A 23190-nucleotide genomic window follows, 5' to 3' on the forward strand; every position below is an offset into this window, starting at 1 on the left:
AAGCCCAAGGAGTGATTGGTCAGCCAGTTGCTCCTCTCATTGTAGCTTAGGCACGAGATGGAGGGAAAGCCGGACTGGCTGTCCGGCTTTCCTGTCCAAATTTATTGTAATAGGAGTGATACAGTGTTCCGTTGACATAGAAATTAGCGACACCGGAGCCCAGATATTCCACCCGCAGGTGATAAATCTCTGTATTTTGGTCTGCAGCAGACAGGGCGTTGGTATTCACAAATTCATCTTTACCATCTTTGTGGGCAAAGGCGAAAACAGAGTTGCCGCCCTTAACCACCATCAAAGCGAACAGATGGTCCGGCTCCCCACGCTCATTGGTGGGATTATCCGGGTTTTGAAGGCCAAAGGTAATTCCCGCGCCGTACTGCCCGGATTTCAGTTCCACATCAGCCTCATAGATAAAGGTATCATCACTGGCCACAGAGGGAGCGTCAGCGTAAGCAAAGGTGTCCTTGCCAGCATCCACGCCTTTGTAACCGCTGGATTCCTCTGTCCAGGTACCGTTGAGGCCCTTCCATCCAGTCAGGTTAGTAGAGAAGCCTTCCAAGGCGCCACCATTGACAGTGTAGTTTACATTGTTAAAGGTCAGAGTCGCATTGCAGGCATTCAGTCCGAAATAGCCGCCGGGGAATTCCGGCAGTTCTCTGGTATGAATCAGATTCCCATCCAGATAGAAGTTGAAGGGGCCGTTTTCGGTTTCCCGCTCCACCTTCAGTTGATAGGTGGTCTGGTTCTTCTGCTCTTCGCTTAAGGGAATCGCCTGAATGAAATCTGCGACACCGTTTGTCTCAGAGAAGATGCAGGCATTTCCGCCGCGATCCACATTGAGGCAGAACCACTTGCTCAGCGGGTTAGCCGGGTCTCTGACACCAAAGACAATACCGCCAGCCTGCTGACCCACAGGGAGGTTTAACTGCGCCTCATATGTAAAGGACTCAGAACTATTGATCATGGTGGTGGACATGGCGAAGACATTGCCCGTGCCAGAGCCTTGATAGCCCTCAGGAAGCTCGGTCCAGGTGCCGCTAACTCCACGCCAGCCAGTCAAGTTGGTGATAAATTCACCAACGAGGAAATCCCCGTCATCGGAGTATCTTACATTGCTGAAAACAGCCTCTGTATCATAGGTCATAAAGCCTAGATAGCCGCCGTTGTAATAGTCGGCAAAAGAAGCCGGCATATTGACAGTAACAGGCTCGTCATTCACAGTAACGGAAAACACTTTCGAAGGCGTTACCGTAACCTTAATATGCTGGGGCTCAGACAGGTCCGCGCCAGAACCTGCCGGGATGCCGGAGAACATCCACTCAGCATTGGCGACAGCCTTCTCATAAAACATAGTCAGGGATAAATTTCCATCTTGAGCGGCAGTAAGCTCCAAGCCAAAAAAGGATGAGACATTTCGGCCCCTTCGTTGGGGGCGCCAAATGTTAAAGTAGCTTTATTGGAACCTCCCTTAAACAGGATATCCGCTTCATAAGTGAAAGCATTGACCTTGGTGGAAGAACCCACAAAGTTATTCTGTCCTTCCTCTCTGGCCACGGTATAGCCGCTTGCCGCATCACCAGTGACGTTATTGCCCACAACACCAGCTAAATCGGTAAGGCCGTCGTCAAGAACAAAGCTGCCTTCATCCGAGTATTTTACATTGCTGAAAACAGCCTGGGTATCATAGGTCATGAAGCCCAGATAGCCACCATTGTAATAATCCGCGAAATTTGCCGTCATCTGTACAGGTACCGAGGTATTGTTGATGGAAACGGAAAATTCCTTATCGGGGGTAACTGTGATCTCTACATGCTGAGGCTGGGTCAAATCCACGCCGGAGCCCGCTGGCACATTCATGAACAGATAGACAGGATTGGCTACTGCCAGTTCGCAGAACATGGTGAGATACAGGTCATATTTATCGTTATTGGGCTGCGCAGATACCTCCATACCAAAAAAAGGATGGGACATTTCGCCGCCGGATTCTGCCGCGCCAAAGACCATGGTGCTCTTTCTGCTCCCATCGGGGCTAATTAACATATCCGCCTCATAGGTAAATGCCTCTACTTTGGCCGAAGATCCAACAAAATTATTCTGATTCTCGATTCTCTCTACCGTATAGCCATCTTGGGCATTTCCGGTTACATTGCTTCCAGCGACCCCCTCTAAATCCTGGAGTTCAGCAGCGATTGTGGTGAGGGAGCCCACGGAAAACAGGGAAAAACCCATCACAAGCGCGAGCAACAATGAGAGAATACGGCGAGGCATCTGTCCACCGCCTTTTTTCGTTTGTTTCTGTTGCATACAATACTCCTTTTCTTCTCAATTCCTCAAACCGTTAAAAGCTAAAAACTATTTTCCCCCCTTTCGCCCTTCCAAAATGATCTAATCATATCTATTATAATAAGAGACATTTACCCATTCAATAAGAAAGTACCGTCTTGGAAAAGTTCGTGGAAAACCTCTAATTTGAGAACTTTCATCTTAGTTAAAAAGGCTACACATTCTTTATGATCTATTGAAGATCTATGTTTAAAAAATCGGGATCACCTTTACAGCGATCCCGATTCCTTTATGAATTCCCTTCGATCTCTTGGCGTTTTTCTCCTGCCTCCTGAAGCTTTTGTGATGCCGTCAGCAAAAGCTGGGTTCCCTCGGCAAGCTTCTGGGAGTTCCCAGAAGGATTCCCGCCGGTGAAGTAGACCTGTAACTCCTCCTGTATCATCTCCAAACCCTGCAGGGCATGATCTGACGATTCATCAAGTAACTGCTGCACCTGACGGTATTTTTCCGGCGCCTCTAAATCTCCAAGCTTGCGAAATGTTTCGTTCATCTGATCCAGCAATCCCTCTACCTTTTCTAAGGATGTACTGTCGTTGGGGTCAAGCGTGGGAAGCTGTTGGCTAAAATCGATAAATACTTCACCAATCTCAGATGAGATAGTGTCTAACTCTTCGCTATATTGTTCCTCTGCGCTTTTCCCACCGCTGCAGCCCACCATGGCCAGCAGCATGGCCATAGCTAAAAACAGCGCAAGCACTCTTTTTATCTTTAAATATCCTTTCATAAGCCCCGCCTCACTTTTTTCTGCTATTATATCATGGCCCTCCCTTCTTGGAAAGATACTTTGATGATGGAACTTTTGACTCAAATTGATTTTTCCAAATCTCGCTTTAACCGCTTGATGATCTTTTTTTCGAGCCGTGAAATATAGGACTGAGAGATTCCGATCATATCCGCCACTTCTTTTTGTGTATGTTCGTTTCCGTTAATTAGTCCAAAACGCAGCTGCATAATGGTCCGCTCCCTTTCTCCCAACCGGTTGACAGCTTCCAGCAGCAGGTTTTTCTCCACATCGTGCTCGATACCAATATTCACGCTGTCGCTTTCTGTTCCTAACACATCGGATAGCAGCAGTTCATTACCGTCCCAGTCAATATTCAGCGGCTCATCAATAGATACTTCATTCTTGGAGGATTGGCTTTTGCGGAGGAACATCAGGATTTCGTTTTCAATGCAGCGGGACGCATAAGTTGCAAGTTTGATATTCCGTTTGGGGCAAAAGGTATTGACCGCCTTAATCAGCCCTATTGTCCCGATGGAAATCAAATCCTCTACGCCAATACCTGTGGATTCAAATTTCCTGGCGATATAAACCACCAAACGCAGATTATGCACAATCAGCGTCTGTTTCGCATCCTCCTCATCATTCTCCAAGCGCTGGAAAACCTGCGCTTCCTCCTCCCGGCTTAAAGGGGGAGGAAGCGTTTCTGGTCCATTGATATAAAAAATATGGTTGCCAAGACGGATTTTCACCATATACTTTTTAAGCCATCTGACAATCTGACATAATGCTCCCCTGTATTTTGTATTCATGCCGCTTCTCTCCTCTTTTCTTCCGTATAGAATCTTAATTTCAATGAAACACTGTATCGCGGCCCAATAAAAGGTCGTAGTTGCCACCGCCCACCTGTTTCTCTGTGATGCCAATGAGAATATCCTCCACTTCCCTTTCTCGGCCGCCCTCAAAAAACACAAAGTGATCTGGCCGGAATGCGACCAATAGCCCACTTCCGCTTACGGTTTGAAAAGGGATGACTCGTGCAGGACTCTTTGTCTCCACCAGAAGAGATCCATTTTTTCCTGGACTTCCCTGTACCCTTTCATAGTAATCCATAATTGCCGCCGGCAATATAGGGAGTATTTTTTCTATGGAGCAAACCGCTACCGGCGTTCCTAAGAAGGGATCCCGCAGCGTATTTCCCGTATCCAAATATCCTTTTAGCTTGACGGCTTTTCCATCAATTTCGACCCGCACTTCATATATGCGGTTTGAAATTGGATGCACTCGAAAGATACGGTGAAACAGGCTCAGCAGGAGATAAGCTGTCAGACTGAGCACTACCAATGTCACAGCGGAAATATCAAAGTAGACAATACCATTGGCAATATAGAAAGATGACGGCGCCATGAACATCCAAAGGGCAAACATAACCCCTGCAAATCCCATGCTCACGGCGAAAAAACAAAATACTGTTTTTCCATAAATTTTATAGGATTTCCGAGGAAATGCCACGGCCACGATCACAAAAGCGGAAACAATTCGTGTTAGCATTTCCCAACAAAAGCCAATGGGTGGTAGTAATATCAAAAGGGAAGTAAGGGAGCCTAGGGCGGCGGCTAAAAAAAGCCGCCTTCTCCCGCTAAAACGGGCGCTTAATTTGGCCGTTGCCAAAAGGAGCAGATAATTGATGAGCAGATTGGTACATATCAGGACGTCCAAATAAATTACCTGGGTCTCCATCCCATCACCTTCTTCCCTCTTAACAGTCATTATCTCACCCTCATAGCATGGAATTATCTTCCATATTTCTTATTATAGTGCGGGGACAACCTGAGGACATGTCACATCCAGGAAGAATTTCTTGTCGGATGTCGGGTATTTATCCATTTTTATGCCTGGTCAAAAATATGCGCGCTTTCCCGCACCAAAAAAAGACATGCATCATAGGATAAGTTAGCCGTTGAAGGCGGCTGTCGAATCACAATGAAATGAGGAAACCTTTTATGTGTTGCAATAATAATCGATGCTGTGGCTGCGGTTGCGGCTGGAACACCTGGAGCGGATGCTCCTGCGCTAACGCAAACACTTCCAATACTGCCAATTCCACCAACTGGAATTGTGGCTGCGGCTGGAACAGTGCCAATGCAGCCTCCAGCTGTGGATGCGATTCCATCTGGTCTGACACAAGCTGGAACTGCAATAACTGCTTGTAAGCTATTCTTCCTTTTCTGCCCCATAACAGAAAGTTGCCTGCCAAAAGTAGATAAACCATTAACTCCTATATCATGTAAAAAACGGGCTGTCAGCATAATGCCGACAGCCCGTTTTTTTGATAAATTCACCAATTATTCTGTACGATCTCACAGATTTACGGTTTACAAAGATAAAGAAGTCTTTCCCTACACCTGGTTCAGTGCATGGAGATAAGCTTTGATTACTGCCTCAATGGCATCGACACCGTCGCTTTCCCCCATATACATCCTGCCGCCGTGGCGTACCCGAACCTGAGCCTTTCCACCAAATTGCTCAGGCCTTGCGGTGACATCAAAATGGTAGGAGTCCATATGGGCGTCTAATTTCACAATCTTGTCAATGGCTCTTATAATTGCTTCTATTGCATGTTCCGCCCGTCCTACATATTCCTTTTCAACTCCGTCTACATACAGCCGTACTACCGCTGTGGCCGGCACGATATTTCCATCATTGACAATAAAACTATGCAACACATATTTTTCTCTGTCCATTTTAGCCTCCTCTCCCCGGAGCTGCCCCCAGTACAGTGAATTTGAATGGACTTAATACAGAGTGTATCCTATTTGCTAGGCACTGTCAATTTTTTATACACGGAATTTAGGATAACTTTACAAAATCATACTGTGTTATATGATCATCGTGTTGACATCTTCTAAGGAGCGCTATAGACTTAGTTTTGTAGAAAAAAAACAGGAGGGATTTTGTGCAAATCAGTCGAAAATGGCGACAAGTCGTCCAACTCTTTCTCACCTTTTTTAAAATTGGCGCCTTCACTTTTGGAGGCGGATATGCTATGATTGCGCTAATGGAGCGAGAAGTGGTAGACAAACGCCACTGGATCACTGAAGAGGATGTCATGGATATCATCACCATTGCCGAGTCTACCCCCGGTGTTATTGCTGTAAATTCGGCCACCTTTATCGGCTATAAAACGGCCGGATTCTGGGGCGCTTTTTTCGCCACGCTGGGGGTAGTTATTCCCTCCTTTACGGTGATCTTTATCATTTCCTTATTCTTTCTGGAGTTTAAAAGCTTAAAAATCGTCTCTTATGCGTTTGAAGGCATTCGCGCGGGAATCGTCGTGCTTATTGTAAGCGCAGCCATAAAACTGGCAAAGTTTTGTCCTCGGGATGTGATTAGTTTTGTCCTTCTAGGCGCCACCTTCATCGCTTCCGCCTTTTTTAACGTGAATTCCATTTACATTCTCCTCACCGGTATGGTTTGCGGCATTGTGTATCAAGTTATCAAGGTAAAAAATACGCCGGTCAAAAAGGGAGGGGACATGTAAGATGATTCTTCTTCAGCTTTTTTTCACCTTTTTTAAGATTGGGCTTTTTACCATCGGCGGCGGATATGCTATGATCCCCCTTATCCAGGCGGATGTTGTAGGCAATGGATGGATGGAACTCGAACAATTCATCGATTTCATCGCGGTTTCCGAATCTACCCCAGGGCCTTTTGCCGTCAATATTGCCACCTTCGTTGGTTCTGAAATGGGCGGGATAGTAGGGGCAACTTTTGCTACTGTCGGTGTGGTCCTTCCTTCATTTCTCATTATTTTATTCATCGCACGATATTTTATGAACTTTCAGAAGAATTTCTATGTTCGTTCCGCTTTGCAGGGATTGCGTCCAGTTATTGTTGGTTTGGTCTCTTCTGCCGCCTTCACTATTGGTATTGCCAACTTTCTTCCCGACCTTTCCAGCTTCTCCGCAGCCTTTTCTCATATCAATTATCGTGGACTGATTATTTTTGCGGTAATCTTACTGATCCATCTTAAATTTAAAACTCACCCCATCTGGCTTATTGTTATTTCTGCAGTCTTAGGCATTCTCTTTTTCGGCGTGCCGGAAATGCTGGGATGGGGGATCCCTTAAGGAGGAAATGTCTATGACAAAAAAGCAGCGGGCTCTCGCTGTCATTGAGCGCTTGAAGGAAAAATATCCCGACGCTATCTGTTCTCTCACTTATCGAAAGGATTACGAACTGCTGATTGCCACACGGCTTTCTGCTCAGTGTACCGACGCCCGAGTCAATATTGTAACCCAGGATCTATTCGCCCAATTCCCCACGGTGGAATCCTTCGCCCAGGCGGATCTCACTCAGGTTGAAGAAATTGTTAAGCCTTGTGGACTTTATAAAACGAAGGCCAAATCCATTGTAGAAATGTGCAAAATTTTACTGGAACGCTTTGACGGAAAGGTACCCGACAACATGGAGGATTTGCTTACGCTACCGGGCGTGGGAAGAAAAACCGCCAATCTGATTTTAGGAGATATTTTTCATAAGCCGGCCATCGTCTGCGATACCCACTGTATCCGGATTACCAACCTTTTAGGCTTGACCGACACCAAAGACCCCGCCAAATGCGAAGAGCAGCTGCGAAAAATTCTCCCTCCCGAAGAATCCAGCGACCTTTGCCATCGCTTTGTTCTCTTTGGAAGAGAACGCTGCAAAGCCAGGAAGCCTGATTGCGGCAGCTGTGAGCTTAAAGATATCTGCAAACATGGTAGTTCTGAGAAAACTGAAAGAAAATAGTCAATAAAAATCTCTGCCATTAGGCAGCATCCTATTAAAAGCAAAATGTATTTCGATGAGAACCGGTGTGACCTGACACACCGGTTCTCATTTGCTCAAAGCCTTTCTTCCAATTTTCAAAGAGATGCGGATTTGTCCTGTCTACCCATTTAATTTCGCTTAACTAGTCGTTAGAGGTGCTGAGTGACTACGGACATTCGTATACAATATGATGTAAAAATTATAAACACACAATAATTTGGGCGAGAAATATTTTCCTAAAAGGCAATGATGGGATGAACATTATCCATCCGGGAAGAAGCGAAAAATTGGCGCGTTTCTGAACGAAGCATCAACCAATATCACTCCATCTGCCACTGCCGGAGGAAATGCCGGAGGTTGAGAGCTTTCTGCCGCTGCTGCCGCCGGGGCTTCGGGCCTTTGCGCTGTATGTACAGGCCCATTATCTCTATTTGAAAGAGGAATATACCCGCAGCGCTGGCATTGTGGCCGCCGCCCTTGCTCTGGCTGTGCCTGTACCATTTGTTTCCCCGGACGGTCAAGCTGTCGTGCCGTTTCCAGCGGTATTCATTTCCGGCGCGGGTAAGCTGCTCGCCCTGTGATTGCAGGAAAGAAACAAGGTCGGCTTGGTTCGCCCGGTCTATCTGTTCTTGGGTGTAGTACATGGTTGATACCTCACTTTCTGTGGTTGAACTGTTCATAGTTTTGAAGTACAATAAAATTAAAGAATAAAGAAAAGAGGTGGCAGCATGAAATCAACTAAAGTGATGTTGTCCGCAGTCATGTTAATGCTATTAGGTATTTTTGTCGCTCTCGTAGATATGGGCAGAAATACATGGCTGGGCGGAGCTTCTCTAATCCTCGTGTTATTGGCAATTATTGTTTTTGTCATCGGCTTTTTTACAAAGAAATAAATTGATTTTATAGGACGGACAAGCCGGACAGCTTGCCTGTCCTTTTCCTTATCGCTCCTGTTCGTGCCGCTTGGCGCGGGTCTGCTCCGGCTGGTCGGCTTTCAGCGCAATATCAACGCACTTGCGGATATTGTGCAGCTCGGCAACCTCGGCGCGGGTTTCTTTCAGCTTGGTATATTCCGCTGTCCTCTGTCCGCTGAGGGTGGCATACTCTTTTTCCCATTCAGAAATAGGCAAGGGGGGGCTTTGTCCCTTTCGGCAGATTTGCATGGAGATAGCGGCTCGCTGCGTTCCATAGGGTAAGCTCGGCGCGGTGGGCTTCCTCGTACTTGTCGCGCTTATTCGTCCAGCCGTTTTTCAGCTTTTTCAGCTCGTCGTGAATGGGCTTGTACTCGGTGTAGTTCTTCCCGTATTCAATCAGCTTTTGCAATTCTTTCATGCGCTTCTCGGCGGTTTTCATGCCCTCCCGGATAGTGTCGGCCTGTTCGCTGACAGAGGAAAGGGCTGCGTCCAGCTCCGCAAGGGTGGAAATGCCATGCTCGGAAAGATAGCCTACCGCCTTTGCAACGGCTTTCAGTTCATCGGCTGCGTGCTGCCTTTGCCAACTCTGCGAATACTTCCGGCTCTTTTCTTTCTGAACGCTCAAATACTTCATCAGCAGATTTGCAAGGCCGGGGGATTGCGGGGGCTGCTCCGGGGCAGTTTCCCGCGCCTTGAACAGCTCGCCAATCCATTCTTTGAGCTTCCCAATCTGCGCCCGGATTTCCGTGAGCGTTCTGGACGGTTGGATTCTCGACGAAGATACATGGGATATGGATTGGGATGAGATGGCGGCAAGCGCTTCCCAGATCGAGGGCTCGCCCTTTGGGGAGGAAACGGTAATCGCGAGAGCGCTCACCGAAGGCAAGCTGTATTTCGGCGCAACCGATTCCGCCGCCAATCCAGGCGACCCCACCGACCCGGATCAACCCATCGGTCCAGCTGATCCGACCGGTCCATCAGGTTCAACTGATCCGATAGACTCCGATGAACAAAACGGCAACGGAGATAAAGGCAAGGATAATCCGCTAACCAGCGATGGCAGCAATATGGTCTTGTTGCTTTCCCTGCTGCTCGCATCGGGAACAGTTGTGGCCGCCGTTACAGTATACGGTCGTAGGCCCAAAAGAGAACAATAAAAGGTGAGAATATCCGGTGTTTTTCTTACCGGGCTGATCTGCTGACAGGAGCAAAGCCTTGTTGAGAAGCAAGGATTATTCGTATTTAAAAAATACCATCATTGCTTTAAATTGCCATGATGGTATTTTTTATAGTCTAAAAAGAGCATCAATAAATGATGGGGGAAATCACAGTATAAATTCCTATAAAGGAGAAAATAGGTACGACTCAATGAGACATAGCCTAACCCCCTTTTTGAGTTGAAGCGTTTATTCCTTTTTATAAAAAGGAAATGGGTACCACAGGAGTGGTACCCATAACTGCGATAAAATTACCTATAACGGATTTTCGCAGGTAGACAGCGGCATTATAACTGCTATATGCCGCATCTTCTGCTGATAGAACAAAAAACGTCTGCGTGGACGGCAAATAGCTCTGATTAAGGCTGTAGCATCGTCCCACAGATACTCCCCCTTCGTCCTCGGAGGGCGCGCAGTGGCCAAATGTCATATCACCGCCTGTTTTACACAAGATGAGTAAGCGCACTCTTTGGAAAACAGAAGCGTCCCGGTTGAAGTAGAGGATTTTTTATTTACTTATCAAGTTTGTCATAGGCTTTTTGGCGAAACTTTTCTGTTTTGACAATAAAGCGTTTATGTTGGCCTTCACCAATCATCCCTTTTTCATCATAGGCTTTCACAATAAAGGTGATTTCCCTGCCATCTACTCCAGCTATTTCCGCCTCGGCCCGTACCGTCATTCCTACCGGGGTAGCGGCCACATGGCTGACGTTGACAAGAGTTCCCACTGTTGTCATCCCCTCCTCCAAAAACTGTTTGCAGCAGGCCGCAGCAGCTTCTTCAATGAGGGCAATCATCATCGGCGTGGCGAACACATCAATTTCACCGCTTCCCACCGTTTTTGCGGTATTTTCTTGAGTTACCTTTGTCTCTTTGCTAAGTTTTGCTCCAATTAAAATTTCCATCACTGTCTACCTCCATCACTTTTACCAATTTATGATAAACTTTTTTGTCAGTTTTGTAAAGAGGGAATCTTACTTTTTACAGATCGGGTGATGGAGAAAATAAATTGATCCTCTTGGTAGGTACAGTGAATATGATCCCCTGAAGAAAATTCGCCCAGAAGCATTTTCTCAGCCAAAGTATCCTCAATCTCACTTTGAATCAACCGACGGAGAGGACGGGCTCCATAGGTAATATCATATCCCTGATGGGCAATATGTTCCACCACCTCTTTGGAAAAAGAAATAGAAACCCCGATATCTTCCATCCTTTTTTGCAGTTTCGATAACATGAGACAGGTAATCTTCCGCACATCATCTTCCTTTAGCCTTGAAAAAACGACGATCTCGTCGATCCGGTTGACAAGCTCCGGTTTAAAAAGACGTTTTAACTCCTTCATCATATCGGATTTCATCGTTTTTTCATCTCCGGAGAACGGAACAAAACCTACATTACTTCCCTGTGCTAAAGCCTGAGCTCCCAAATTAGAGGTCATAATGATGACGGTATTTTTAAAATTCACCTTCCGCCCCTGGGAATCGGTAAGAACTCCATCCTCTAAAATCTGTAGCAAAAGGTTAAAAACATCTGGATGAGCTTTTTCAATCTCATCAAAGAGTACAACACAATAAGGCCTGCGGCGCACCTTTTCGGTGAGTTGACCCCCTTCATCATACCCCACATATCCGGGAGGAGAACCGATGAGCTTGGATACAGCATGTTTTTCCATAAACTCAGACATATCCAGCCGAATCATCGAATTTTCGTCTAAAAAAAGACTTTCCGCCAATGCCTTGCTCAGTTCCGTTTTTCCCACACCGGTTGGGCCCAGAAAGAGAAAGGAGCCTACCGGTCTCCCCGGATCAGAAATTCCTACCCGTCCACGGCGGATGGCCCGGGAAACTGCGCTGACCGCCTCTTCCTGCCCCACGACACGGTGATGCAGCTCTTCTTCTAATTGAAGAAGCCTTTCACTCTGTCTTGAAGTCAAGCGGCTTACGTCAATTCCTGTGTCGGCGGAAACAATTTCCGCAATATCTTCTGCTGTCACCTGGCCGGTAAAACAGCGATGTATTTTTTCCGGTACGTTATTCTTTTTTTCAATTCTTTCCTTCAGTGACAGTTCGCTATCCCTGATTTTAGCCGCCATCTCAAAGTCCTGGTCGTTGATGGCCTTTTCCTTTTGTTCTCTCAGCAGGCTGAGCTCCTCATCCAAATGATTGACAGGGGCAGAAAATTCTCGCAACTTAACCCGGGAAGCTGCTTCGTCCATCAGGTCAATGGCCTTATCCGGCAAAAAGCGGTCACTGAGATACCTGGCAGAAAGACATACTGCCGCATGAATGGCTTCATCAAGAATTTTAAGTCTATAATGCGCTTCATACCGTTCTCGTATTCCCCTGAGAATTTCCTCTGCATCCGAAAGGGAGGGTTCTGCAATGACCACACTTTGGAAGCGGCGTTCCAAGGCGCTATCCTTTTCAATATACCGCCGATATTCTTCCGTAGTCGTAGCACCGATGACCTGGATCTCCCCACGGGCTAACTGGGGCTTCAAGATATTCGCTGCATCCACAGCACCCTCCGCTGCCCCTGCCCCCACAATGGTATGCACCTCATCGATAAAGATAATAACATTGCGGGCGGACACCACCTCTTCCAGCACCTTCTTAATTCTTTCCTCGAATTCTCCTCGATATTTGGTGCCTGCCACCATGGAGCTAAGATCCATAGACAACACCCGCTTTCCCCGCAGAGAATCAGGTACCATATTTGTCACGATTTTTTGTGCCAGCCCTTCCACTACAGCCGTCTTTCCGACCCCTGGTTCTCCAATAAGGCATGGATTGTTTTTGGTGCGGCGAGAAAGGATCTGGATAACGCGCTCAATCTCCTTCTGTCTGCCAATCACCGGATCCAGCTGGTTTTCCCTGGCCTTCTGGGTCAGATCCTTACAGAATTTGTCTAAATTAGGAGTACGGCATTCTCCGGTTCGAACGGCCTGCCCATAGGCTTTGGAGATCGGCTGTTTACCGGTGGAAGAACCCTCGATCCCCATTACTTCAAACAGTTGGGCGCATATGAAGTCACAGTTTATCCCCAATTCTCTGAGAAATCGAACGGCATAGCTATCGTTTTCCTTGAGAATGGCCATTAAGATATGCTCTGTCCCCACCATGCTGTGACCCATCAGCTTTGCTTCTATAAGGGATAGTTCCAGGATACGCTTACAGCGAGGGGTTAAATCGTTGGGGGAGAGCACTGATTTAATCCCCCGTCCTACTGTGAGAATTAACTTTTTCTTGATTTCTTCTAAGGTAATCCCTTTTTTTGATAATATCTGATAGGCTACGCCGCTTCCCTCTTCCAACAATCCCACCAGCAGATGTTCGCTGCCAATATAGGTGTGTCCTAAGTTTTCTGCTTCAGTAATGGCAAAATTAATCGCATTGTTGGCCTTCTGGGTAAAGCCATTGAATTTAAACATGTTTTTCCTCCGCTCTTTGGTCGTAAGGCGCATGCATTCTCCTGCGTCCCCTTCTATTCTATGTCATTATCTTGTGCTGTTTGAAAAATAAATATGCCATTGATATCTAGGGACATTCTTATAAACATGTAACATCTTTTAGCCCAAGCACATAGGATACCATGAAAACTTTTTAAGGAGGCAACTCTTATGTGTAACTGTAATTCCGGTTGTGGCAGCTGTTCTTGGATTATTATACTTATCCTGATTCTGTGCTGCTGTGGTGGTTGCGGTAACAACTGTGGTTGCAATAACAACTGCGGGTGCTGCAACTAACCCTGCTGGTTTCCTCTTGTGATAAAAGAACAGGGGACGCCGTTTATAACGGCGCCCCCTGTTCTTTTGGTGCGCATGAAAATTCGCCGCTTTATCGCAGCTATCTTTTGAATGCCGGTGCGGACGATTAATACATACCGCCCTGAGCGCCTGCCGGCATGGCCGGTGCGGGATTCTCTTCCTTCTTGTCAGCGACAAGGGATTCGGTGGTCAGCACCATAGAGGCTACAGAAGCTGCATTCTCCAGAGCGCTTCTGGTTACCTTGGTGGGATCCACGATACCTGCATCCATCATATCCACATATTTCTCATTGTAAGCATCGAAGCCATAGCCGACCTTCCGTGCCCGGCGGATCTTATCGATGATAACGGAACCTTCCAGGCCTGCGTTCTCAGCAATCTGGCGGATAGGAGCCTCCAAAGCTTTCAGAACAATGCGAACACCGGTCTTTTCATCGCCGTCGCAGGACGGAATGATCTTCTCAACTGCTGGTATTGCATTGATCAGAGCGACACCGCCGCCGGCTACAATGCCTTCCTCTACTGCTGCTTTGGTTGCAGAGAGAGCATCCTCAATGCGCAGTTTCTTCTCTTTCATCTCGATCTCGGTAGCTGCACCAACTTTGATAACAGCAACGCCGCCAGCCAATTTTGCCAGTCTCTCCTGGAGCTTCTCGCGGTCAAATTCGCTGGTAGAAGTCTCAAGCTGTGCTTTGATCTGGCCAACTCTTGCCTTGATCTCATCAGGATTGCCGGCGCCGCCTACGATAATCGTGTTCTCTTTCTGCACCTTGACCTGACGTGCGCGGCCCAGCTGCTGCATGGTGGTATCTTTCAGATCCAGACCCAGCTCATCGCAGATAACAGTACCGCCGGTCAGGATGGCGATATCCTGCAGCATATCTTTTCTTCTGTCGCCAAAGCCCGGAGCCTTAACAGCGACGCAGGTAAAGGTTCCTCTCAGTTTGTTGACAACCAGGGTGGTCAAAGCTTCGCCCTCTACATCCTCAGCAATGATGAGGAGTTTCTTGCCAGCCTGTACAATCTGCTCCAGCAGAGGCAGCAGATCCTGGATAGCGGAAATCTTCTTATCAGTGATCAGGATGTAAGCGTCGTCCAGGACAGCTTCCATCTTATCGGTATCGGTGACCATGTAAGGAGCAATATAGCCCCGGTCAAACTGCATGCCCTCTACAACCTCGCTGTAGGTCTCAGCGGTTCTGGACTCTTCGACAGTGATAACGCCTTCTGCGGTTACTTTCTCCATAGCCTCGGCAATCAGATTACCGATGGTCTCATCACCAGAGGAAACAGAAGCAACTCTTGCAATATCCGCGGAGCCTGCCACCTGTTTAGAGTTGTTCTCCACCTCGGCGACAGCGGCCTTGACAGCCTTCTGGATGCCCTTCTTAACAACCATGGGGTTTGCGCCGGCTGCCACGTTCTTCATGCCCTCATTAACCAGAGCCTGTGCCAGCAGTGTAGCGGTTGTGGTACCATCACCTGCTGCATCGTTGGTCTTGGTAGCAACCTCTTTGACCAACTGTGCGCCCATATTCTCAAACGGATCATCCAGGTCGATCTCCTTAGCGATGGTAACACCGTCGTTGGTGATCAGGGGAGAACCGAATTTTTTATCAAGAACTACATTTCTGCCCTTGGGGCCCATGGTAATTTTTACTGTATTTGCCAGTTGATCAATACCAGACTGGAGAGACTTTCTTGCCTCTTCGCCATATGCAATGATTTTAGCCATAATGAAAACCTCCAATAATACTTCTATTTAGAAATTCCTTATTCAACAATTGCCAGGATATCGGACTGACGCAGGATAATGTATTCCTGTCCGTCGATCTTCACATTGGTGCCTGCATACTGGCTCATCAGAACCTTCTGGCCTTCTTTGAGGTACATTTTAACCTCTTTGCCATCTACCATACCGCCCGGTCCAACGGAGATAACTTCCGCGATCTGGGGTTTCTCTTTGGCGTTACCGGCCAGGATGATCCCGCTCTTGGTTGTTTCCTCTGCTTCCACCATTTTAATCACGACTCTGTCCGCGAGAGGTTTGATTGTCATTTGTAGTTCCTCCTTGTATGATATGATTGTATCAACATATTATTAGCACTCTTTATTCCCGAGTGCTAAGTTATATTTTAGCTATTTTTTCATAAAAATCAAGACCTTTTTGGATTATTTTCACTTTATTATAAAATTTAACAAATCGTTCAATATTAGTATGGTTTTCCCTCCCTTGCCATATTCATGAAGGGCATTTCTCCAGGGAAACTACCTGATAAACTGCCTTATGGCGTAGAGAAGCCAAATGTGCAGCGGGTAGAAAAGGTAGAAAAACCAACGGGTGACTGTGCTGTCCTTTCCTCTCTTCCCGTTATAAAAGAGAATAGGAATGATCGCGAATATCATTATCCACTGGGGATTGACCTGCCAATAATACTCTGCCGGCATCAGCGGCAAAATGGCGGAAGATACAAGACAGGCAATCAGGTAGCCCAGCGTCAATCTTCCTCTGTGTCCATGGAAGCAATAAAACGCCAAGCTACAAGCGATGCCAATAAGCCCGGCTTCGGTCAGCAAAGTAAAGAGCATCGACGCCACAACACAGAGAAAGCTGACGAAGCGGTGTTTGCCCTTAATAAAACTATCCACGAAGATGACAACCAACAGGCATCCGGCAAGTCCCAGAAAGATGTTATTGGTGATCTCCGGCCCATTGTGGAAAAGGTGTTTCATCCCCTCGTTTCCCAGCTGCATAAGAACACCGCAGCCAAACAGGCGGAGAAAATACTTGCCCACATTCCTAGTGTGGAAAAAGGCTTCAACCATGAGGAAAAAGAATACCGGTGCGCTCAGCCGTCCGATATAGCGCATCCAAAAGGGCATTCCCGGTATAAACGCACCGATGTGGTCAATAACCATGCAGAAAAGGGCAAACATTTTGAGCCCCCATCCGCTGATAAGTCCTTTTTGCTTTGCCATCTATTCGTCCTCCCCATTGCTCAGCAGTTCCCGCAGCATCCGCTGTGGATTTTGCAAAAATTCTTTGGTGATAAAATAATGTTCTGTCTCCTGATAGGGGGTTAAGGTGATACCATTCTCTCCCAGTACATAAATCTGGGCGTCCGGATACGCCATGAGGATGGGAGAATGGGTGGCGATGACCAGCTGGGATTCTTCCCGGACCAGTTCCCCCATCCGGGAGAGCAGGCTCAGCTGCCGTGCCGGGGATAGAGCCGCCTCCGGCTCGTCCAATAGATACAATCCCTTACCCCAAAATCGATGTAGTATCAGGGAGAGAAAGCTTTCTCCATGGGACTGGCAGTGAAGGGATTTTCCCCCGTAGGAATCATATAAAGAAACAGGGCTCACGTCGTTGAGACGTTCCACTTCGGTGGCCACATTATAAAAGCTCTCTGCCCTCAAGAAAAATCCATCTCTGGGGCGTATTGGTCCCTTGACAATTCGCAGCGCCTTGTAAAGGCTGGAATGGGTGGCGGCCGAGGAAAAATGAAAGTTTTTGGAGCCTCCTTCTGGATTAAAGCCATAGGCCACGGCAATCGCTTCCAACAAGGTAGATTTTCCGCTGCCGTTTTCTCCCACGAAAAAGGTAACTGGGCTTGTAAACTCCAATTCCCCCAACTGTTCTATAGCCGGAATCTGGAAGAGATAGTCTTCACAGAGTTCTGCCGCGTTTTCTTTGAGAGTAACCGATCGAATATACATAGTCCTTCCCCCTGCCCTCTAGTATAGCACAAGATACACAGCAAAACACCCGGCAATCAAGATTGCCGGGTGTTGCATAGGAACGATTTTGTCTTGGCTAAAATCCCCGAGAACTGCCGCCGCCGCCAAAGCTGCCGCCTCCTCCGGAAAAACCGCCGCCGGAGAATCCTCCTCCACCACCAAAACCGCCGCCGCCAAAGAAGCTGTCGTTGTGGTGATGTCCGCGATGGTATGGCATGAACAAAAAGCCTCCGCCACCGCGACCGCCACGGCCGCCGCGACCACCGCGGACAATGGCGGAAATGGCGATAATACCAAAGATGACAAGGAAAGGAATAAAAGCAGTAAAGAGATTTCCGATGTCATTATCCTCCTCTACAACCTCTTCGGCAGAGGGGAGCTCATCTCCTACCTCTATGCCATATTCGTCATAGACAAGGCTCAACACCGCTTTGTAGCCCTCTAGCATTCCGGTGGAATAATCCCCGTCTCGGTAATAAGGCAGCATATATTTATCCTGGATCTGCCCGGTACGCAGGTCGGTGAGCGCGCCCTCCAGCCCATAGCCTACCTCGATACGGCTTTCCCGTTCTTCCAGTGCCAGGAGAAGCAGAACGCCGGAGTCATCCTCTTCATCGCCAATCCCCCAGCTTTCTGCCAGGGTATAGGAGAAGCTTTCCAGATCCATGCCATCCATAGAAGGGACGGTGACCACCACCGCCTGGGCCTTGGTCTGCTCAAACAGGCTGACCCCCAACTGATAGATGGCATCCTCATCCTCTTCATCCAGCACATCGGCAAAGTCGTTGACAAAAAAGCGGGAAGTGGGCTGCAAATCTTCCGGGGCTGCACCCATCAGTAGGATGCAGATAATGCCCAGCGCTGCAATCAAACGCAGCTTTTTCATAAATGAGTCCTCCGCTTCTCGAAATATTTCTCTTTTCTAGTTATGCGCCAAAGTCCACAGAAGGCACCTGTTCCGCTCCCTCAGAGGCCTCAAAGTATTCGGTCTGTTCAAAGCCGAACATAGAGCCGATGATGGATGTGGGGAACCGCTTCAGGCTGGTGTTATATTCCTGGGCTGCCTCGTTGTATTTGGTCCGGGCTACCTTGATTCTGTTTTCGGTTCCCTCCAGCTGATCCTGGAGGGCAATAAAGTTTTCATTGGATTTAAGCTCCGGATAGTTTTCCACCACCATCAACAATCTAGATAGGGCAGAACTCAACTCAGAATCCGCCTGAGCGCTTTCTTGGAGGTTGGTTGCCCCTGCCAGCTTGCTTCTGGCATCGGCAATCTCGGTAAAAATTTCTTCCTCCTGGCTGGCATATCCTTTGACCGTTTCTACCAGATTTGGGATCAGATCCGATCTTCTCTGCAGATCCGCTTGGATATCGCTGGCGTATTTCTGTACATTCTCCTGCTTGCTGACAAGGGAATTGTAGGTGCCAATGCCCCAGCCCAAAACAGAGACAATGAGCAGCACCAAAACGCCGACAATCGATAAGACCACTATGGTTGATTTTTTCATGATTTTCCTCCAAATCAGTTTCGGTTTGTTTCTTCACCTATCATCTTCATTGCCCTGCAGGGTGTTCCGATGTGGTATGGATATATCATATCCGAAGTTCGAAAATTTAACAATGTCAAAAAAACGCCGGTTTCCCCCGTTTTTGCCCGGTTTACCCTGTTTGGGCCCAAGAGGCAACCGGCTCGTATCCGGGGAAGCTACAGTTCATTCGGCCCCGTTCTATTTAAAATACATATAAAGCTGACATTTGAGCATACCGTTATATAATTTGCGCCGTTTGTCCGCCTTCCGTCCAAAAATCCGTTCAAAATCCTCATCTGGGCTGATGATATAGTATTTCAGATATTTTCTATGCTCAAATACTTTTCCCATGGTATGATAGATTTCCCTGGCTTCTTTGACTTCCAGCATCCGCTCTCCATAGGGAGGATTACAATAGATGACCGCACTCTCCAGATCGGTGGCAAAGCTCCTGATATCTCGTTTTTCCACCCGAATTCTCGGCGATACGCCTGCTTTCTTCGCATTATCCATGGTCAGTTCCACCGCAGCATCATCAATATCATAGCCAAATCCGTGAAATCCAGCCTGCTTATCGATAGCGGAAAGCGCTTCCTGCCGCGCTTCTTTCCAAACACTCTGGGGAACAACACCCCATCTTTCACAGTCGAAGCGGCGGTTGATCCCTGGAGCAATATTCATAGCAACCAGTGCGGCCTCTATCAAAAAGGTACCGGATCCGCAAAAGGGATCGATGACGTTGGCATCTTTCCGCAGCCGTGAAAGCTGGACAATCCCCGCTGCCAGTGTCTCCTTGATGGGCGCCAGGTTGGAATTTCTGCGATAGCCCCTCTTATGCAGCCCAGGGCCCGAGGTATCCAACATGACGGTAACCATATCTTTCATAATGGAAAACTGAATCTGGTGAAGGGCCCCGGTTTCCTCAAACCAGGACTGATGATAGACCTGGGATAACCGGGTGACAACCGCCTTCTTGATGATGGACTGGCAATCGGGGACGCTGTGAAGCTTGGAATTGAGCGACCATCCCTTGACTGGAAAGGCGTCCTTTTTCCCGATGAAATTCTCCCATTGAATGGCCTTTACTCCCTGGAATAAGTCCTCAAAGCTGTGAGCCGAAAAGGTTCCTAAAATAATCTGGACCCGTTCTGCCGTACGCAGTTGGATATTGGCCCGGGCCAAATCTGTAAAATCCCCGTCAAAGGCAACTCTGCCATCGGTGACTGCAACATTCTCAAATCCAAGTCGTCGCGCCTCGTCTCCTAAGACCCCTTCTAACCCAAACATGCAGGGGCAGGATAATTTCATCTTCATTGTATGACTCCATTTCTCTTTTTGACTTTTTGGGCGGGTATAAATGCCATCCGCCATCTTTTAAATTCGAATAATTTTATTATAACCGATGACAAAGGCAGCTGCAATTCATTTTAAGACGAAAAGGGCCAGCCGTGTTCGGCTGGCCCTTGTGCTTTCATATCGTGATTTTCTTAAAGATTATTCTTCAATTTCAGGTTCAATAAGCCCATAATCTCCGTTCTTCCGTTTATAGACAACACAAATGTCGTTGGTTTCTGCCTGGCGGAACATAAAAAATTCATGCTCCAGCAGATTCATCTGCAAAATTGCCTCATCCACACTCATCGGCTTAATGGCAAAGCGCTTTGTCTTGACTACCCGGTACTCTTCCGGCTCTACAGCGTCCTGATACTCCGGTGCAAAAGCATTGACACGCAGCCGTTTTTCCAGACGGGTCTTGTTTTTGACGATCTGTCTGACAAGGGAATCGACAACCACTTCCAGGGAATCAAACATGTCACGGGTCGTTTCCTCCGCCCGGAACACCATATAGGCTGCCCGAATGGTAACTTCCACCGTCTCTCTGTCCCTCTCCCGGGATACGGTGACCACAGCCACTGCATCCTGGTCAAAAAAGCGATCCAGCTTTTTGAGTTTTTTCTCAACGCGGGCCTTGAATGAATCTGTGATGGTTACTCTTCTGGCATTGATTGTGATGTTCATAAATCGGACCCCCTTAACTTGTACATTAAACAATTTATCTAAATTGTTTAATGTTATTATAGCATAAATTGTTTAAAACAGTAAGACAATTTCGGAATTTTCTATGAATTTGGATATATCTACAAAAGAACTGCTATAAATCTGTGGTTTTGTTCCCTGTGATAGAGTCACCTCCACTAATTGCGCCAAAGCGTTCCCAGATAAGAGGCAGATCGTCCAAAATATTTCCCTCCGGCACTTCATTTACCCCGGTGAAAAACAAGCTTTTTTCAAATGTGACAGCTCAATTTATACAATAATAGAACCGTCAATCATCACCATTTTGGGCTTGGCATAGACGGAAAAGGGATCGCCGGCAAAAACCACCAGGTCGGCGTCCTTACCTACCTCAATCGAACCCACTCGGTCATCAATTCCACAAATTTTCGCCGGGGAAATGGTAATGGCTTTAAGGGCCTCATGATAGTCCATCCCCTCCTTAACCGCAATACCGGCACACAGGGGGAGATACTGAATGGGGATCTCTGGATGATCGGTACAGAGGGCAACCGACACTCCGCAATTGGACAACATCCCGGGATTGGCCGGGGTCAACTCTCTGAGCTCTGGCTTGGATCGGTCACATAGGATGGGGCCGGCAACGACACAGGCTCCTTCCTCCAGCAGCACGTCAGCGATTTTATACCCTTCCGTGCCATGGATCAGAACATAATCCAGGTCAAATTCCTTGGCCAAACGGATCGCCGTAAACATATCGTCAGCCCGGTGGACATGGATATGTGCCTTTACCTCCCGCCTGAGTACAGGAATGAGCGCCTCACACTTCATATCGTATTCCGGTTCATCACAGTCTTCGTCATTTTGGGCCTTTTCCATATCTTCCATATAACGGCGGGCCTTGTATAACTGTTCCCGAATCAGAGCCGCCGTTGCCATACGTGTCACCGGCGCCTCCCCTTTGGCATGATAGACACTTTTGGGATTTTCCCCCAGAGCAAATTTCATGGCAACCGGGTCTTTGATTATACAGCTTTCCATTCTCCGGCCCTGTGTCTTCATCGCCAACATCTGTCCAGAAATAGGATTGGCACTACCAGGCCCTGTTATCACCGTTGTAATACCGGCTTGGCGGGCTTCTACAAAACAGCGATCCATGGGATTGACAGCATCACAGGCACGAAGGTGAGGCGTAATCGGATCTGTTTCCTCATTGCCGTCATCACCCTCAAATCCAAGGCCATCTTCCCACATGCCCAGATGGGTATGGGCGTCAATAAAGCCTGGATATACAGTAAATCCATGCATGTCTAGGGCATCCCCCTGCGCATCGAGCTCCTCCATAGGGCCAACTTTCGCAATCTTTCCATCCTCTATCTGCAGGAATCCCCGCTCAATCACTCCATTGGTCACTGTGTTGATTTTTGCATTAATAATATACATCCTTGCCCTCATTTCTTCCTAAAAAACTTTAAAAAATATAGTTTACAAATATTGGAAAATATGGTATTATCTGAATGTAACATCCTATTTCCCAAACACTTCCCCTATTATTTTATTGTGACGCCATCCTCAGTGATGGCGTATTTTTTTGTGGATATGGTCAGAAAACAAAAAAACGAAGCGTCGCCACTTCGTTTCAGTAAAATTAGATTATCTGTTTTGTCCGCCGCCCCGGCGACCCGATGAGCCGCGTTTACCATCCATAAATTTTTTTAGGTCATACATTTTTTCATCGCTGGTTTGTTTGAACTTATTCATCATATCTTCAAAGCTCTGGGGCTCACTTTTTCTGCTTCTGCTAAAATCACGAAAATCCGACCGCTGAAAATTATTCTTCCGCGGCTGCGCTGGCGGAGGATTATCCATGGCACGCTTGATCGACAAACTTACCTTTCCGTCCTCACCTATGTTGAGGATTTTGACCTTGACCATCTGATTTTCTGAGATGTGGTCTTTAATTTCCTTGACATAAGTCGGCGCCACCTCAGAGATATGTACCATACCGGTCCTACCTCCCGGCAGTTCGATAAATGCGCCGAACTTTGTTATGCCGGTCACCTTGCCTTCCACGATGCTTCCAACTTCCAGCTGCATATAGTTGCTTTGTCCTCCTTAATAAATTCAC

General features: G+C 47.4%; 27 protein-coding genes. 6 read left to right on the forward strand and 21 right to left on the reverse strand.

Going from position 1 to position 23190, the window contains the following annotated elements; genetic code table 11:
- Positions 1-46: 46 nt before the first annotated feature.
- The 7 genes from WGC32_RS06600 to WGC32_RS06630 all read right to left on the reverse strand — a co-directional run bounded on the left by WGC32_RS06600 (position 47) and on the right by WGC32_RS06630 (position 5808).
- On the reverse strand, positions 47-1351 hold the full coding sequence (locus WGC32_RS06600) for a hypothetical protein (protein WP_342681116.1): 1305 nt from the start codon (positions 1349-1351) through the stop codon (positions 47-49).
- A gap of 2 nt (positions 1352-1353) precedes the next feature.
- The gene (locus WGC32_RS06605) at positions 1354-2304 is read right to left on the reverse strand and encodes a hypothetical protein (RefSeq protein WP_342681117.1); all 951 of its coding nucleotides are present in this window, start codon (positions 2302-2304) and stop codon (positions 1354-1356) included.
- 268 nt (positions 2305-2572) lie between these two features.
- A complete protein-coding gene (locus WGC32_RS06610; RefSeq protein ID WP_342681118.1) occupies positions 2573-3067 on the reverse strand; it encodes a DUF7018 domain-containing (lipo)protein in 495 nt (164 codons plus the stop codon).
- A gap of 80 nt (positions 3068-3147) precedes the next feature.
- Positions 3148-3876 (reverse strand): RNA polymerase sporulation sigma factor SigE, encoded by a 729-nt coding sequence (sigE, locus tag WGC32_RS06615; protein ID WP_342681119.1) that lies wholly within the window; start codon positions 3874-3876, stop codon positions 3148-3150.
- A 40-nt stretch (positions 3877-3916) separates the two neighbouring features.
- Positions 3917-4834 (reverse strand): sigma-E processing peptidase SpoIIGA, encoded by a 918-nt coding sequence (locus tag WGC32_RS06620; RefSeq protein ID WP_191483161.1) that lies wholly within the window; start codon positions 4832-4834, stop codon positions 3917-3919.
- Between the two features lie 208 nt (positions 4835-5042).
- On the reverse strand, positions 5043-5336 hold the full coding sequence (locus WGC32_RS06625) for a hypothetical protein (RefSeq protein WP_342681120.1): 294 nt from the start codon (positions 5334-5336) through the stop codon (positions 5043-5045).
- Between the two features lie 127 nt (positions 5337-5463).
- The gene (locus WGC32_RS06630) at positions 5464-5808 is read right to left on the reverse strand and encodes an alpha-isopropylmalate synthase regulatory domain-containing protein (RefSeq protein ID WP_191483159.1); all 345 of its coding nucleotides are present in this window, start codon (positions 5806-5808) and stop codon (positions 5464-5466) included.
- Positions 5809-6020: 212 nt separating this feature from the next.
- Here WGC32_RS06630 and WGC32_RS06635 point away from each other — a divergent pair, with 212 nt between their 5' ends.
- The 5 genes from WGC32_RS06635 (at position 6021) to WGC32_RS06655 (ending at position 8769) form a co-directional block, all read left to right on the forward strand.
- Positions 6021-6605 (forward strand): chromate transporter, encoded by a 585-nt coding sequence (locus tag WGC32_RS06635; RefSeq protein ID WP_342681121.1) that lies wholly within the window; start codon positions 6021-6023, stop codon positions 6603-6605.
- Position 6606: 1 nt separating this feature from the next.
- Positions 6607-7194, forward strand: a complete 588-nt coding sequence (locus WGC32_RS06640; protein ID WP_191483157.1) for a chromate transporter — start codon at positions 6607-6609, stop codon at positions 7192-7194.
- 13 nt (positions 7195-7207) lie between these two features.
- Positions 7208-7855, forward strand: a complete 648-nt coding sequence (nth, locus tag WGC32_RS06645) for an endonuclease III (protein WP_191483156.1) — start codon at positions 7208-7210, stop codon at positions 7853-7855.
- 368 nt (positions 7856-8223) lie between these two features.
- The gene (locus WGC32_RS06650) at positions 8224-8457 is read left to right on the forward strand and encodes a hypothetical protein (protein ID WP_342681249.1); all 234 of its coding nucleotides are present in this window, start codon (positions 8224-8226) and stop codon (positions 8455-8457) included.
- 147 nt (positions 8458-8604) lie between these two features.
- Complete coding sequence (locus WGC32_RS06655; RefSeq protein WP_342681122.1) at positions 8605-8769, forward strand: hypothetical protein; 165 nt, start codon at positions 8605-8607, stop codon at positions 8767-8769.
- Positions 8770-8817: 48 nt separating this feature from the next.
- Here WGC32_RS06655 and WGC32_RS06660 read toward each other — a convergent pair whose 3' ends face one another.
- Both WGC32_RS06660 and WGC32_RS06665 read right to left on the reverse strand, forming a co-directional pair.
- The gene (locus WGC32_RS06660; protein ID WP_342681123.1) at positions 8818-9006 is read right to left on the reverse strand and encodes a hypothetical protein; all 189 of its coding nucleotides are present in this window, start codon (positions 9004-9006) and stop codon (positions 8818-8820) included.
- Positions 8993-9424, reverse strand: coding sequence for a hypothetical protein (locus WGC32_RS06665; protein WP_342681124.1), 432 nt, complete (start codon positions 9422-9424; stop codon positions 8993-8995). The genes WGC32_RS06660 and WGC32_RS06665 overlap by 14 nt, the downstream gene beginning before the upstream one ends.
- 58 nt (positions 9425-9482) lie before the next feature.
- On the opposite strand from WGC32_RS06665, the gene WGC32_RS06670 reads away from it, so the two are divergent.
- Positions 9483-9947: a hypothetical protein gene (locus tag WGC32_RS06670; protein WP_342681125.1), complete on the forward strand. Its 465-nt coding sequence runs from the start codon at positions 9483-9485 to the stop codon at positions 9945-9947.
- A 572-nt stretch (positions 9948-10519) separates the two neighbouring features.
- Here the strand turns inward: WGC32_RS06670 and WGC32_RS06675 are convergent.
- The 12 genes from WGC32_RS06675 to WGC32_RS06730 all read right to left on the reverse strand — a co-directional run bounded on the left by WGC32_RS06675 (position 10520) and on the right by WGC32_RS06730 (position 23159).
- Positions 10520-10912, reverse strand: a complete 393-nt coding sequence (locus tag WGC32_RS06675) for a thioesterase, FlK family (protein WP_191482851.1) — start codon at positions 10910-10912, stop codon at positions 10520-10522.
- Between the two features lie 47 nt (positions 10913-10959).
- Positions 10960-13437, reverse strand: a complete 2478-nt coding sequence (locus WGC32_RS06680; RefSeq protein WP_342681126.1) for an ATP-dependent Clp protease ATP-binding subunit — start codon at positions 13435-13437, stop codon at positions 10960-10962.
- Positions 13438-13879: 442 nt separating this feature from the next.
- Positions 13880-15508 carry a chaperonin GroEL gene (gene groL, locus WGC32_RS06685; protein WP_342681127.1) on the reverse strand — a complete coding sequence of 543 codons (1629 nt, stop codon included), beginning with the start codon at positions 15506-15508 and terminating at the stop codon, positions 13880-13882.
- 38 nt (positions 15509-15546) lie between these two features.
- Positions 15547-15831, reverse strand: a complete 285-nt coding sequence (locus tag WGC32_RS06690) for a co-chaperone GroES (protein WP_191482854.1) — start codon at positions 15829-15831, stop codon at positions 15547-15549.
- 210 nt (positions 15832-16041) lie between these two features.
- Positions 16042-16752 (reverse strand): TraX family protein, encoded by a 711-nt coding sequence (locus WGC32_RS06695; RefSeq protein WP_342681128.1) that lies wholly within the window; start codon positions 16750-16752, stop codon positions 16042-16044.
- Positions 16753-17496, reverse strand: coding sequence for an AAA family ATPase (locus WGC32_RS06700; protein ID WP_342681129.1), 744 nt, complete (start codon positions 17494-17496; stop codon positions 16753-16755).
- A gap of 97 nt (positions 17497-17593) precedes the next feature.
- A complete protein-coding gene (locus WGC32_RS06705; protein WP_342681130.1) occupies positions 17594-18403 on the reverse strand; it encodes a TPM domain-containing protein in 810 nt (269 codons plus the stop codon).
- Positions 18404-18443: 40 nt separating this feature from the next.
- A complete protein-coding gene (locus tag WGC32_RS06710; protein ID WP_342681131.1) occupies positions 18444-19025 on the reverse strand; it encodes a LemA family protein in 582 nt (193 codons plus the stop codon).
- 219 nt (positions 19026-19244) lie between these two features.
- Entirely contained in the window at positions 19245-20360 is a 1116-nt protein-coding gene (locus WGC32_RS06715) for a THUMP domain-containing class I SAM-dependent RNA methyltransferase (protein ID WP_342681132.1), read from the reverse strand.
- Positions 20361-20540: 180 nt separating this feature from the next.
- Positions 20541-21065: a ribosome hibernation-promoting factor, HPF/YfiA family gene (gene hpf / locus WGC32_RS06720; protein ID WP_191482860.1), complete on the reverse strand. Its 525-nt coding sequence runs from the start codon at positions 21063-21065 to the stop codon at positions 20541-20543.
- A gap of 288 nt (positions 21066-21353) precedes the next feature.
- Positions 21354-22505 (reverse strand): amidohydrolase, encoded by a 1152-nt coding sequence (locus WGC32_RS06725; RefSeq protein WP_342681133.1) that lies wholly within the window; start codon positions 22503-22505, stop codon positions 21354-21356.
- 210 nt (positions 22506-22715) lie between these two features.
- Complete coding sequence (locus tag WGC32_RS06730) at positions 22716-23159, reverse strand: S1 RNA-binding domain-containing protein (RefSeq protein WP_191482862.1); 444 nt, start codon at positions 23157-23159, stop codon at positions 22716-22718.
- Positions 23160-23190 lie beyond the last annotated feature (31 nt).

This window comes from Zongyangia acetica (assembly GCF_038739695.1).
GTDB classification, from domain to species: Bacteria; Bacillota; Clostridia; order Oscillospirales; family Ruminococcaceae; genus Zongyangia; species Zongyangia gallinarum.

Excerpts from the sequence above, each read along its gene's own strand:
- WGC32_RS06600 (WP_342681116.1), bottom strand. The coding sequence starts at position 1,351 with ATGTTTTATGAGAAGGCTGTCGCCAATGCTGAGTGGATGTTCTCCGGC.
- WGC32_RS06605 (WP_342681117.1), bottom strand. The coding sequence starts at position 2,304 with ATGCAACAGAAACAAACGAAAAAAGGCGGTGGACAGATGCCTCGCCGT.
- WGC32_RS06610 (WP_342681118.1), bottom strand. The coding sequence starts at position 3,067 with ATGAAAGGATATTTAAAGATAAAAAGAGTGCTTGCGCTGTTTTTAGCT.
- sigE (WP_342681119.1), bottom strand. The coding sequence starts at position 3,876 with ATGAATACAAAATACAGGGGAGCATTATGTCAGATTGTCAGATGGCTT.
- WGC32_RS06620 (WP_191483161.1), bottom strand. The coding sequence starts at position 4,834 with ATGACTGTTAAGAGGGAAGAAGGTGATGGGATGGAGACCCAGGTAATT.
- WGC32_RS06625 (WP_342681120.1), bottom strand. The coding sequence starts at position 5,336 with ATGGTTTATCTACTTTTGGCAGGCAACTTTCTGTTATGGGGCAGAAAA.
- WGC32_RS06630 (WP_191483159.1), bottom strand. The coding sequence starts at position 5,808 with ATGGACAGAGAAAAATATGTGTTGCATAGTTTTATTGTCAATGATGGA.
- WGC32_RS06640 (WP_191483157.1), top strand. The coding sequence starts at position 6,607 with ATGATTCTTCTTCAGCTTTTTTTCACCTTTTTTAAGATTGGGCTTTTT.
- nth (WP_191483156.1), top strand. The coding sequence starts at position 7,208 with ATGACAAAAAAGCAGCGGGCTCTCGCTGTCATTGAGCGCTTGAAGGAA.
- WGC32_RS06650 (WP_342681249.1), top strand. The coding sequence starts at position 8,224 with ATGCCGGAGGTTGAGAGCTTTCTGCCGCTGCTGCCGCCGGGGCTTCGG.
- WGC32_RS06655 (WP_342681122.1), top strand. The coding sequence starts at position 8,605 with ATGAAATCAACTAAAGTGATGTTGTCCGCAGTCATGTTAATGCTATTA.
- WGC32_RS06665 (WP_342681124.1), bottom strand. The coding sequence starts at position 9,424 with ATGAAGTATTTGAGCGTTCAGAAAGAAAAGAGCCGGAAGTATTCGCAG.
- WGC32_RS06675 (WP_191482851.1), bottom strand. The coding sequence starts at position 10,912 with ATGGAAATTTTAATTGGAGCAAAACTTAGCAAAGAGACAAAGGTAACT.
- WGC32_RS06680 (WP_342681126.1), bottom strand. The coding sequence starts at position 13,437 with ATGTTTAAATTCAATGGCTTTACCCAGAAGGCCAACAATGCGATTAAT.
- groL (WP_342681127.1), bottom strand. The coding sequence starts at position 15,508 with ATGGCTAAAATCATTGCATATGGCGAAGAGGCAAGAAAGTCTCTCCAG.
- WGC32_RS06690 (WP_191482854.1), bottom strand. The coding sequence starts at position 15,831 with ATGACAATCAAACCTCTCGCGGACAGAGTCGTGATTAAAATGGTGGAA.
- WGC32_RS06695 (WP_342681128.1), bottom strand. The coding sequence starts at position 16,752 with ATGGCAAAGCAAAAAGGACTTATCAGCGGATGGGGGCTCAAAATGTTT.
- WGC32_RS06700 (WP_342681129.1), bottom strand. The coding sequence starts at position 17,496 with ATGTATATTCGATCGGTTACTCTCAAAGAAAACGCGGCAGAACTCTGT.
- WGC32_RS06705 (WP_342681130.1), bottom strand. The coding sequence starts at position 18,403 with ATGAAAAAGCTGCGTTTGATTGCAGCGCTGGGCATTATCTGCATCCTA.
- WGC32_RS06710 (WP_342681131.1), bottom strand. The coding sequence starts at position 19,025 with ATGAAAAAATCAACCATAGTGGTCTTATCGATTGTCGGCGTTTTGGTG.
- WGC32_RS06715 (WP_342681132.1), bottom strand. The coding sequence starts at position 20,360 with ATGAAGATGAAATTATCCTGCCCCTGCATGTTTGGGTTAGAAGGGGTC.
- hpf (WP_191482860.1), bottom strand. The coding sequence starts at position 21,065 with ATGAACATCACAATCAATGCCAGAAGAGTAACCATCACAGATTCATTC.
- WGC32_RS06725 (WP_342681133.1), bottom strand. The coding sequence starts at position 22,505 with ATGTATATTATTAATGCAAAAATCAACACAGTGACCAATGGAGTGATT.
- WGC32_RS06730 (WP_191482862.1), bottom strand. The coding sequence starts at position 23,159 with ATGCAGCTGGAAGTTGGAAGCATCGTGGAAGGCAAGGTGACCGGCATA.